Source organism: Streptomyces sp. C (assembly GCF_000158895.1).
Classification (GTDB): domain Bacteria; phylum Actinomycetota; class Actinomycetes; order Streptomycetales; family Streptomycetaceae; genus Streptomyces; species Streptomyces racemochromogenes.
Genome location: NZ_GG657750.1, coordinates 3,579,968 through 3,590,977, shown reverse-complemented (window position 1 = coordinate 3,590,977; position 11,010 = coordinate 3,579,968). Strand labels below are relative to the sequence as shown.

Annotated in this window: 9 protein-coding genes and 2 pseudogenes; 8 read left to right on the top strand and 3 right to left on the bottom strand. The window is 72.6% G+C overall.

Annotated features, from left to right (window positions below; all coding sequences use genetic code 11):
• Positions 1–10: 10 nt before the first annotated feature.
• Positions 11–1,186 carry a DUF2786 domain-containing protein gene (locus SSNG_RS15985; RefSeq protein ID WP_007264889.1) on the top strand — a complete coding sequence of 392 codons (1,176 nt, stop codon included), beginning with the start codon at positions 11–13 and terminating at the stop codon, positions 1,184–1,186.
• Here the strand turns inward: SSNG_RS15985 and tatA are convergent.
• A complete protein-coding gene (gene tatA, locus SSNG_RS15980; RefSeq protein WP_042801109.1) occupies positions 1,183–1,347 on the bottom strand; it encodes a Sec-independent protein translocase subunit TatA in 165 nt (54 codons plus the stop codon). The genes SSNG_RS15985 and tatA overlap by 4 nt on opposite strands.
• A 131-nt stretch (positions 1,348–1,478) precedes the next feature.
• Between tatA and SSNG_RS15975 the strand changes: the two genes are divergently transcribed.
• Entirely contained in the window at positions 1,479–3,524 is a 2,046-nt protein-coding gene (locus SSNG_RS15975) for an FUSC family protein (protein ID WP_007264887.1), read from the top strand.
• A 170-nt stretch (positions 3,525–3,694) separates the two neighbouring features.
• Positions 3,695–3,940 (top strand): DUF397 domain-containing protein, encoded by a 246-nt coding sequence (locus SSNG_RS15970; protein ID WP_007264886.1) that lies wholly within the window; start codon positions 3,695–3,697, stop codon positions 3,938–3,940.
• 111 nt (positions 3,941–4,051) lie between these two features.
• Here SSNG_RS15970 and SSNG_RS15965 read toward each other — a convergent pair whose 3' ends face one another.
• On the bottom strand, positions 4,052–4,573 hold the full coding sequence (locus tag SSNG_RS15965; protein ID WP_128636981.1) for an ATP-binding protein: 522 nt from the start codon (positions 4,571–4,573) through the stop codon (positions 4,052–4,054).
• A 340-nt stretch (positions 4,574–4,913) separates the two neighbouring features.
• On the opposite strand from SSNG_RS15965, the gene SSNG_RS15960 reads away from it, so the two are divergent.
• The 5 genes and pseudogenes from SSNG_RS15960 to SSNG_RS15940 form a co-directional block, all read left to right on the top strand.
• Positions 4,914–5,792: a helix-turn-helix transcriptional regulator gene (locus SSNG_RS15960; RefSeq protein WP_050779637.1), complete on the top strand. Its 879-nt coding sequence runs from the start codon at positions 4,914–4,916 to the stop codon at positions 5,790–5,792.
• Between the two features lie 92 nt (positions 5,793–5,884).
• Positions 5,885–7,342, top strand: a complete 1,458-nt coding sequence (locus SSNG_RS15955; protein ID WP_007264883.1) for an aldehyde dehydrogenase family protein — start codon at positions 5,885–5,887, stop codon at positions 7,340–7,342.
• 112 nt (positions 7,343–7,454) lie between these two features.
• Entirely contained in the window at positions 7,455–7,967 is a 513-nt protein-coding gene (locus tag SSNG_RS15950) for a DinB family protein (protein WP_042803597.1), read from the top strand.
• An 88-nt stretch (positions 7,968–8,055) separates the two neighbouring features.
• Positions 8,056–8,814, top strand: a complete 759-nt coding sequence (locus SSNG_RS15945) for a MerR family transcriptional regulator (protein ID WP_007264881.1) — start codon at positions 8,056–8,058, stop codon at positions 8,812–8,814.
• Positions 8,815–8,967: 153 nt separating this feature from the next.
• Positions 8,968–9,591: pseudogene (locus SSNG_RS15940) on the top strand (VTT domain-containing protein); the annotation flags it as partial.
• A 238-nt stretch (positions 9,592–9,829) separates the two neighbouring features.
• Here SSNG_RS15940 and SSNG_RS15935 read toward each other — a convergent pair.
• Positions 9,830–11,010, bottom strand: a pseudogene (locus SSNG_RS15935) (threonine/serine exporter family protein); the annotation flags it as partial.

The window sequence follows — 11,010 nt, the reverse complement described above, 5'->3', positions numbered from 1 at the left end:
AGCTGAAGGGGTGAGTCAGAGTGCCGAGACCGTCGACCGGGCCTTCGCGGCCGCCCTCTACGCCCAGCACGACGCCGGGCTCGACGTCGGCGCGTCCGTGCTCGCCGCCGACGGCGCGGCCTGGGGCGGGGTCGGGCGGGAGCTGCTCGCGCGCGGGGAGGCGTACGTGCGGCAGGCGTGGGAGCGGGGCTGGCGGCCCGCCGACGTGCTGCGGCTGGTGCGGCGGGACCTGGACGCCCTGCACCTCGCCATCGCCGGGGACGTGATCGCCGCCGAAGCCCGCCGGTACGCCCGGCTGCCCGAGCGGTGGGGCGCGGCGGAGGTGTGGTGGCCGGCGGACGAGGAGTACGCCGAGCGGCTCGCGGCCCGCGAGCGGGCGGACCGGTTCACCCTGGCCACCGCCGTCCTGGAGCTGTACCGGCTGCTGGTCCGGCTGCCGTCCATCGAGCCGGTGGCCCCGGTGCCCGGCGACCCCGCCGGGGACCTCGCGGAGCACGCGCACATCGAGCCCCGCATGCTCGGGCGGATCCGGGCGCTGCTCGCGAAGGCCGAGGCGACCACCTACCCCGAGGAGGCCGAGGCGCTCAGCGCCAAGGCGCAGGAGCTGATGGCCCGGCACACGGTGGACGAGGCGCTGCTCGCGGTGCGCGGCGGCGCTCCGGCGCAGGTGCCCGGGGCCTGCCGGATCGGGGTCGAGCCCCCGTACGAGGAGGCCAAGGCGGTACTGCTGGACGCGGTGGCCACCGCCAACCGCTGCCGGGCGGTGTGGAACGGCGCCTTCGAGTTCTCCACCGTCGTGGGGTTCGAGAGCGACCTGGAGGCCGTCGAGCTGCTGTACACCTCGCTGCTCGTGCAGGGCACGGCCGCCATGACCCGGGCGGAGGCCGCCCAGCGGGCCGGCGGGCGCAAGCGGACGAAGACCTTCCGGCAGTCCTTCCTGCTGGCCTACGCCAGCCGGCTCGGCCGCCGGCTCGCCGAGACCGCCGAGCACACGGCCACCGAGGCCCCCGACTACCTGCCCGCCCTGGTGGCCCGGGACGTGGCGGTCGGCACGCGGGCCGACGAGATGTTCCCCCGGACCACGACCACCCGGCTGCGCGGCGCCACCGACCACGCGGGCTGGGAGGACGGCACGGCGGCCGCCGACGCCGCCCACGTCGGCGGGCGGCGCCCCTCCCTTCCTTAGACGGTGTCCTCCGCGCGCAGGGCGCGGGCCTCCGACTTGAGGACGCGGGCCGACCTGCCCAGCGAACGGGCCACGTCCGGCAGCCTCTTCGAGCCGAAGACCAGCAGGGCGACCGCCAGGACGATGATGACGTGCCAGGGTTCCAGGCCGTTGCGGAGCATTCCGTGCCCACCTCTCGGATGACGGTCGATCGGCAGTCGATCGGCGTGCGGCCCATCGAACAGGGCCGCACGGGTGGTGCACAAGTCCGAAGAAAAGCTGAAAAGAGTGCCGAACGGATACGCTCGACGCCATGAGCTGGCTCCGCGCGCTGAGGGACACCGCGCGCGCGGGCATGACGGTCGAGCGGGCCCGCCTGGAGCCCCTCGTCGCGCTCCGGGCCGCCGTCGGGCTCGCGATCGTCATCGCGGCCGGGCTGGCCCTCCTCGGGCCGGGAGCGGCGGCCAGTTCCGCGTTCGGGGCCTTCATGGCCGCCGTGGCCACCTTCCAGCAGAGCTGGCGCCCGCGCCCCGTGCTCGCCCTCGCCTCCGGGCTGACCCTGGCCGTCTCCACCTTCGCCGGGTACCTGGTCGGGTCCGCCGACGTCGGGCTGTTCCTGCCGATGCTCGCCGTCTGGTCCTTCGCGGCGGGGCTGATGTGGGCGGCCGGGCCCACCGCCGGGATCATCGCCTCCGGGAACGTCGCGGTCATGCTGGTCACCGTCACCCTGCCGACCTCCGTCCCGCAGGCCGCCGGGCACGCCGCGATGATCGCCGCCGGCGGGGTGGTGCAGGCCCTGCTGATCGTGCTGTTCCCGGTCCGCCGCTGGGGCGCCCAGCGCGACGCCCTGGCCGACGCCCTTGCCGCGGAGGCCGACTACGCCCGCCGGCTGCGGCACGACCCCGTCAGCACCTTCGACCCGGAGCCGCTGATGAGGGCCCGCGACGCGGCGGCCGTCACCGTCCGGCAGGCCCGGCGGCGGCCCGCCGAGCTGCACGGGGCGCGGGGGCTCGCGGAGCGGGTGCGGCCCGTGCTGGCCTCCCTCGCCGACCCGGCCGTCGGCGCCCCCGCCGAGGGGCCGGCCCGCGAGCGGGTGCGGGAGCTGCTGGACGCCGCCGGGGCGGTGCTGGACGCCGCCGCGCACGCCATCCGCCACGGGGACCCCGTACGCCTGCCCGCGCCGGCGCTGGCCGTGCTGAAGGCGCCCGACCTGCCGGAGGTGTTCACCGGCGCGCCGCTGCGGGCCGCGCGCAGGCTCGCCGCCCTGCTGGACGACGTACTGGAGACGGCCGAACCGGGTACCGGGCGCACCGCCGACCCCGCCGAGGCCATGCTGCGGCCCACCGTGCCCGCGCTGGTGCCGCTGGTGTTGAAGGACGTACGGGCCGAGCTGCGGCCCGGCTCGCCCGTGCTGCGGCACGCCGTGCGGGTGACGGCGGCGGCGTGCGCGGGGTACCTCGTCGGGCACGCGCTGCCGTTCGGGCACGCCTACTGGGCGCCGATGGCCTCGGTGATGGTCATGCGGCCCGACTTCACCCAGACCTGGTCCCGCGCCGTCGCCCGCTTCGGCGGCACCCTCGTCGGGGTGGGCGCCGCCACCGCGATCGTGCAGCTGGCGCAGCCGGGGATGTACCTGTCGGGGCTGCTGGCCGTCGTCAGCGCGGGCCTGATGTACGTGCTGATGCGCACCGGGTACGCCGTCACGCAGGTCTGCGTCTCCGCGTACGTGGTCTTCCTGCTCGGCATGGGCGGCGTCCGCTGGGACCAGACGGTGCCCGACCGGATCGCCCTCACCCTCGTCGGCGGGGTCCTCGCGATGCTGGCGTACGCGCTGTACCCGGCCTGGGAGACCCCGCGGCTGCGCACCCGCCTCGCCGACTGGCTCGCCGCCGACGGGCGGTACGCGGCCGCCGTGCTCGGGCAGTACGCCGACCCGGCCGGAGCCCGGCGCGCGGACGTGCGGGAGGCGCTGCTGGAGGCCCGGGACGCCCGGATCGCCTGGCAGGAGGCGCTCGCGCGGGCGGAGGGGGAGCCGGTGCGCCACCGGGGGCTGTCCCGGGCGGCCGCCGAGGGCGCCGGGGACGCGCTGGCGGCGCTGGGCCGGGGCGCGATGCTGCTGGAGGCCCACCTCCCCGACCGTGACCGCGACCCGGTGCCGGGGGCCGCGGAGCTGGCGCGGGCGGTGCGGGAGGCGACGCGGGCGGGGGCCAAGGCGGTCCGGGAGCGCAGGGTCCCGCAGTGGGACGGGGTCCGCGAGCTGCTGGCGGACGGGGAGGCCCCCGGGCCGGGCGTCCTGCGCGGCGCCGCCGGTCAGCTGCTGGAGTCGCTCGACGAGGTGTCGGAGGCGCTGCGCCCCTGACCAGGGCCCCTGTGCCGGTGAAGCGGAGTGCCGGGGTCCTGCACCGCCCCCCATGGTGATCAACAGTGAGGGGTGGTACACCGCGCGTGCACGTGCATCTGCCCATGCATGCGCTAGTGAACACAGCTATGATCCGGTGCAGTTGACATCTGCACTATCGGGGGCTTCCTGTGGACCACGCGTACAACGGGATGGCAGCTGCAGAACTCACTTCCCTGTACGAGCTGACCTGGCAGAAGAGCAGACACAGCAACTCGCAGGGATCCTGCGTGGAGTTCGCCAGACTGCCCGGGGGCGACGTCGCCATGCGCAACTCGCGCTTTCCCGACGGACCGGCGCTCGTCTACACGCCGGCCGAGATAGAGGCGCTGCTGGCGGGCGTCAAGGACGGCGAGTTCGACCACCTGGTCGGCTGACGGAACGGCGCAAAGATCACGCCATGCACGTGCACCGGCCGGGACCGATCGCAGTGATCGGTCCCGGCCGGTGGTCCGAAAGGGCGCCCCGGGGGCGTGGCGCGCGGCGGGTCAGGCCCCGGAGCGCGAGTCCTGGAGCATGAACAGCGCCCAGACCACCTTGCCGGTCAGCCGCCCCGCGAGCGGGTGCCAGCCCCAGCTGTCGCTGTAGGCGTCCACCAGGAACAGGCCCCGCCCCGACTCCAGGTCGCAGTTCTCGTCCGTGCGCTCCGGCGCGAAGGACCCGCCCGGCCGGTCCTCGCTGGGGTCCCGCACCGCGCACACCAGCCGCGTGCTCCACCGCATCAGGTGCAGCCGTACCGCCGCCTCCGGCTCCCCGGACGGCCGCGCCTCGTCCGGCAGGGCGTGGCGCAGGGCGTTGGTGACGAGCTCGGAGACGACGAGCGAGACGTCGTCGAAGCGGTTGTCCAGGTCCCACTGGGAGAGGGTCGACCTGGTGAAGGAGCGGGCGCCGCGCACGGCGTCGAAGCGGGCGGGCAGCGCGCAGGAGGCGGATCCGGAGACGGCCGTGGGGTCGACCGGGGGCAGCCCCTGCCGTAACGGCTCGAGCATGGTCGATCCATTCGTCCCCATGCGAGGCACTCCCGGGATTCGCGGACGAAGCGGGCGGCTCCGTCCAAAGAGAACTGCGGGGTGGGTCCCGCGCCGGCGCGAAGAGCACGCAGGTGCGCGGCACCATCGTTCCGAATGCCGAAGCCGGATGCAAGGGCAGATGCACGTGCACGCGCCCGACCCGTCCACTCCCGTGATGGTTCTTGCTCATTTCTTCCTACGCATACTTACGGACTTCTTTTCCGGGACGCCGGATTCCGTTACAGAACGAGTACGGGCCGATGCGTTTTGGTGGCAGACTGCGGCACCGGGGTACGGGGGCCCCGCCGAGGCACGCGCACACCACGCGCACACCATTGCGATGGGGAGGGCAGGACTAGTGACCGCAGAAGCCAGCGGTTCTGTGGTGCGCCGCATCCTCCTGGGCTCACAGCTCAGGCGACTCCGAGAATCCCGCGGCATCACCCGTGAGGCGGCCGGCTACTCGATCCGCGCATCCGAATCGAAGATCAGCCGCTTGGAGTTGGGAAGGGTGAGCTTCAAGGCCAGGGACGTGGAGGACCTCCTCACGCTCTACGGGGTCACCGACGGCGCCGAGCGGGAGTCCCTGCTCGGTCTGGTCCGGGAAGCCAACGCGGCGGGCTGGTGGCACAGCTACGGCGACGTGCTGCCCGGGTGGTTCCAGACGTACATCGGACTGGAGGGGGCGGCCTCCCTCATCCGCATCTACGAGGTCCAGTTCGTCCACGGCCTGCTCCAGACCGAGGCGTACGCCCAGGCCGTCGTGCGCCGCGGCATGCCCGGCGCGAGCGCCGCCGAGATCGACCGCCGCGTCGCGCTGCGCCTGGAGCGCCAGAAGGTGCTGGTCTCCGAGAACGCCCCCGTCTTCCACGCCGTCCTCGACGAGGCCGCGCTGCGCCGCCCGTACGGCGACCGGGACGTGATGCGCGGTCAGCTCGAACACCTCGTCGAGATCAGTCAGCGGCCCAACGTGCGGCTCCAGGTGATGCCCTTCTCCTTCGGCGGACACGCGGGCGAGAGCGGAGCCTTCACCCTGCTGCGCTTCCCCGAGTCCGACCTCCAGGACATCGTCTATCTGGAACAGCTGACCAGCGCGCTCTACCTGGACAAAGAAGAAGAAGTGGCCCAGTACGCGCGGGCGATGGAGCGGCTCCAGGCCGACTGCCCGGATCCCGGCCAGACCCGCGATCTCCTGCGCGGACTCCTCCAACTGTCTTGAACCGCACGTACTATGACGTCTGATCAGTGCATGAAGATGACCGATCGGTCTCCGGTGCAGCGCAAGGGTGCGCGCTCGCAGTAAGGGATGGCATGTCCATATTCACCGACCTGGCTCACCAGTACATCGACGGCGAATGGCTGGCCGGCACCGGTTCGTGGGACATCATCGACGTCAACCCGTACAACGGGGAGAAGCTCGCGGCCGTCACCGTGGCCACCGTCGAGCAGGTCGACCGGGCCTACCGCGCGGCCGAGCGGGCCCAGCGCGACTGGGCGGCCGCCGGACCCCACGCGAGACGCACCGTCCTGGAGCGCGCCCTGCGGATCACGGAGGAGCGCCACAAGGAGATCGTCGAGGCGATGATCGACGAACTGGGCGGGACCCGTCCCAAGGCCGAGTACGAGGTCCACCTCGCGATGGAGTTCCTGCGCGAGGCGGTCCAGCTCGCCGTCCGCCCCGACGGCCGCATCCTGCCCTCGCCCGTCGCCGGCAAGGAGAACCGGGTCCAGCGCCTCCCGGTCGGCGTCGTGGCGGTGATCAGCCCCTTCAACTTCCCCTTCCTGGTGACCCTGAAGTCGGTCGCCCCGGCGCTGGCGCTGGGCAACGCGGTCGTGATCAAGCCCAACCAGAACGCCCCGGTGGCCGGCGGCGGGATCATCGCCAAGATCTTCGAGGACGCTGGCCTGCCGGCCGGACTGCTGAACGTGCTGGTCACGGACATCGCGGAGATAGGCGACGCGATCCTGACCCACCCCGTCCCCAAGGTCATCTCCTTCGCCGGATCCGACCGCACCGGCCGCCACGTCGGCTCGGTCGCCGCCCGCCACTTCAAGCGCACCGTCCTCGAACTCAGCGGCAACAGCGCCCTGGTCGTCCTCGACGACGCCGACGTCGACTACGCGGTGGACGCGGCCGTCTTCAGCCGCTTCGTCTTCCAGGGCCAGGTCTGCATGGCCGCCAACCGGATCCTCGTCGACGCGAGCGTGGCCGAGGAGTTCACGGAGAAGTTCACCGCCCGCGTGCGCGCCCTGAAGACCGGGGACCCCCGCGAGGCCGACACCCACATCGGCCCGCTCATCAACTCCTTCCAGGCCGACGCCCTGACCGCGCTCGTGGACCGCGCCGTCGAGGCCGGGGCACGGGCGCTCGTACGGGGATCTACGCGCGGCAACCTCGTCGAGCCGACCGTCCTCACCGACCTTCCCGAGGACTCCCCGCTGCTGGGGCAGGAGATCTTCGGGCCGGTCGCCCTGCTGGTGGTCTTCGACGGGGAGGAGGAGGCCGTACGCCTGGCCAACGCGACCCCGTACGGGCTCAGCGGCGCGGTGCACACCCGCGACGTGGAGCGCGGCGTCCGCTTCGCCCGGCGCGTCGAGACCGGCATGTTCCACGTCAACGACTCCACCATCGTGGACGAGCCCCTCACGGCCTTCGGCGGCGAGAAGGACTCCGGGCTGGGCCGGCTGGGCGGCGAGGCCACCGTGGAGGCCTTCACCACCCAGAAGTGGATCTCGGTCCAGCACGGCCGGACCCAGTTCCCGTTCTGAGCTCCGCCACACCGGCGCGGAGTTGCGGACAGCACCTGACCGCAAGCCTCCGTAGCGTGTTCCTTGTCAGCGGGAGAAAGCCCCCGCACACGGGACGAAGAGGTGGATGGCCATGGCACAGATTTCCGGTGAGGTCCTGGGCGACGAGCGCGGCACCCTGCTCGCCTTCATCGAGTCCCAGCGCACCGCGATGCGCGAGGCGGTCGCCGGGCTGACCGAGGAGCAGGCCGCGAGCCGCCCGAGCGCCAGCGAGCTGTCCCTGTCCGGCCTGCTCAAGCACGTGGCCGAGGTGGAGCTGGGCTGGCTGCGGATGGCGCAGCAGCGGGACAACGAGATCGCCGCCGGCCGCGAGGACTACTCCGAGGGCTTCCGGCTGACCGGCGACGAGACGATCCCGGCCGTCCAGGCCTTCTGGGACGGGGTCACCGAGGAGCTGACCGCCTTCGTCGCGGACCTGCCCAGCCTGGACGAGACCTTCCCGCTGCCGCCGGCGCCGTGGTTCCCGGAGAACGGCAAGGTCTCCATGCGCTGGATGCTGCTGCACCTGATCGAGGAGTTCGCCCGGCACGCGGGCCACGCGGACATCATCCGCGAGACCCTGGACGGCACCAAGGCGATGGGCTGACCCCACCGGCCCGGGAGACGGGCTTGCACCTCACGTGGCGTGAGGAACCACAGTGGAGGGCGTACCCAACCGGAAGGAGCGGAAGGCGATGGGCTACTCCGTGGGCCAGGTAGCCGGTTTCGCCGGAGTCACGGTGCGCACCCTGCACCACTACGACGAGATCGGGCTGCTCTCCCCGAGCGGCCGCAGCGGCGCGGGACACCGGCGTTACGACGACGCCGACCTGGACCGGCTGCAGCGGATCCTGTTCTACCGGGAGCTCGGCTTCCCGCTCGACGAGGTCGCGGTCCTGCTGGACGATCCGCACTCGGACCCGAGGGAGCACCTGCGCCGGCAGCACGCCCTCCTGTCCGAGCGGATCGCCCGGCTCCAGCAGATGGCCAAGGCCGTTGAGCACGCCATGGAGGCGAACAAGATGGGCATCAACCTCACGCCCGAGGAGCGGTTCGAGGTCTTCGGGGACAAGGACCCCGAGCAGTACGCGGAGGAGGCCGAGCAGCGCTGGGGCGGCACCGAGGCCTACGCGGAGTCCCAGCGCAGGGCCGCCGGCTACACGAAGGACGACTGGAAGCGCATCCAGGACGAGTCCGCCGACTGGGGCGCCCGGTACGCGGCGCTGGTGGCGGCCGGCGAGCCGGCGGACGGCGAGGCGGCCATGGCCATGGCCGAGGAGCACCGCCTGCACATCGGGCAGTGGTACTACGACTGCCCGTACGAGATGCACACCTGCCTCGGCGACATGTACGTCGCGGACGAGCGCTTCAAGGCGTACTACGACTCGATGGGCCCCGGTGTCGCCGAGCACCTGCGGGACGCGATCACGGCGAACGCCGTGCGCAACGTGTAGCCGCCCGTAGCAAGGCGTAGCGGAACCTTCCGCGGTCCCGCCCCCTCCGGTCCCTGGAACCCGGTGGGGGCGGTGTGCGTTCATAATTGAGACCGCCTGCCAAGTCTCGTCCCCCACCGCAGACGTCCCCCTGATCCAGGAGAGCCCGGAAACGTGGAACCCCTCTACACGCTTGCCCTCGGCCCCGAGTGGCTGTCCCCGGAGTACCTGATCGGGCACTTCGGCCTGATCGGCATCCTGGTCATCGTCTTCGCGGAATCGGGCTTCTTCGCGTTCCTGCCCGGCGACTCCCTGCTGTTCACGGCGGGCCTGTTCGTCGCCAGCGGCGACATCAGCCAGCCGCTGTGGCTGGTCTGCACGATGATCGCGGCCTCCGCGATCCTCGGCGACCAGGTGGGCTACCTGCTCGGCAAGTTCTTCGGCCCGAAGCTCTTCAACCGGCCGAACAGCAAGGTCTTCAAGAAGGAGAACCTGGACGCCGCGCACGACTTCATGGAGAAGCACGGCCCCAAGGCGATCGTGCTGGCCCGCTTCGTGCCGATCATCCGCACGTTCGCGCCCATGGTGGCCGGCGCGAGCGCCATGAAGTACCGGACCTTCCTGACCTTCAACATCATCGGCGGTGTCCTCTGGGGCGCGGGCGTCACCGTCCTCGGCTACCAGCTGGGCCAGTTCGAGGTCATCAAGAAGAACGTCGAGCCGATCTTCATCGGCATCGTGCTGATCTCGGTGATCCCGGTGGTCTTCGAGGTGCTGAAGGCCCGCAAGGCCAAGAAGGCCGAGGAGGCCGCCGGCCCGGCGCACCCCGGCTACCCGCAGCAGGACCAGCAGCAGCCGCCGGCCCCCGGCCAGCGCGGCCGCCACGCCAAGCGCTGAGGCCCCGGCCCGGCCGGGCCCCGGAACCACCCCGTACGCCCCGGAGACGCCCCGTCCCCGGGGCGTACGCGTCCCCGGGGCGCACGCGGCGTACCCGGGGCGCACGCGGCGTCCCCGGAGCCGTTGCCCCGGGGGGGCGTCAGAAGCCGCGGGTGCGCTTCGCCGCCGCCCGGCGCCTGGCCGCGCTGCGCGCCCCCGGGATGCGCATGAAGAGCCGTGAGCTCTCGGAGCCGAGGTTCACTCCGATCGCGATCGCGAGCGCGATGGCGGCGGCGTTGGTGAGCGAGGCGAGCCCCGTGTCGAGCCGGTTCTCGGCGATCGAGAGCAGCCCGTAGTAGGTGGCCGAACCCGGCAGCAGCGGCCCGATCGCGGCCGTCACGTACGGCAGGGCGGAGGCGAACCGGTAGCGCGAGAAGAGCTGGCCGAACAGGCCGACCAGGCCGGCGGCGATGGCCGTCGACGGCACCGGCGGCAGCTCGGCGGCGCGCAGCGCGCCGAAGGTCGCCCAGGCGACCCCGCCGTTGAGGGTGACGATCCACACCGTGGAGCGCTCCTGCTGGAGCAGGATCGCGAACGTGAACACCAGGACCATCGAGGCGAGGAGCTGGAGCACGGGGCGGTGCGGGATCTGGAGGACCTCGTCCGGGTTCGGCGAGGCGCCGAACTGGAGGCCGACGTAGATCACCACCAGGACGCCGACGATGATCCCGATGAAGAGGTACATGACCTCCAGCAGGCGGGCGGAGGCGGTGATGTAGAAGCCGGTCAGCCCGTCCTGCACGGCGGCGACCAGGGCCCGCCCGGGCAGCAGCGCGAACAGCCCGCCGGTGATCACGGCGGAGGCGCGGACGTCGAACTCGGCGATCTTCAGGGCCACGCCGATGGCGGCCGGCGGCATCGCGGCGACGACGAACTGGTAGAACTCGGGCAGTCCGCGGTCGGCGAAGTACCAGGCCAGGCGGTCGCCGAGGACGGCGCCGAGGGCGGCGCAGAAGAAGACGGTCACCCCGCCGCCGACCAGCGTGGAGGCGGCCCCCGCGAGCAGCCCGGCGGCGGCGGTGAGCACCCAGGTGGGGTACGGGTGGCGGTTGCGCCGGATCACGGCGAGCCGGCGGTAGGCCTCTTCCAGGGAGACCTCGACCTCGGGCGCGCTGATGTCGTCGACCAGCCGGAAGACGGCGGCGAGGCGGGTGTAGTCGGTGCCGCGGCGGCGCACGGTGCGTTGCGCGGAGACGGGGTCCCCGACCAGGGAGGGGTGGTGGGTGATGGACAGCAGAGTGTAAAGACGGTGGGCTCGCAGCGGTCGAGCCCGTAGGAGCG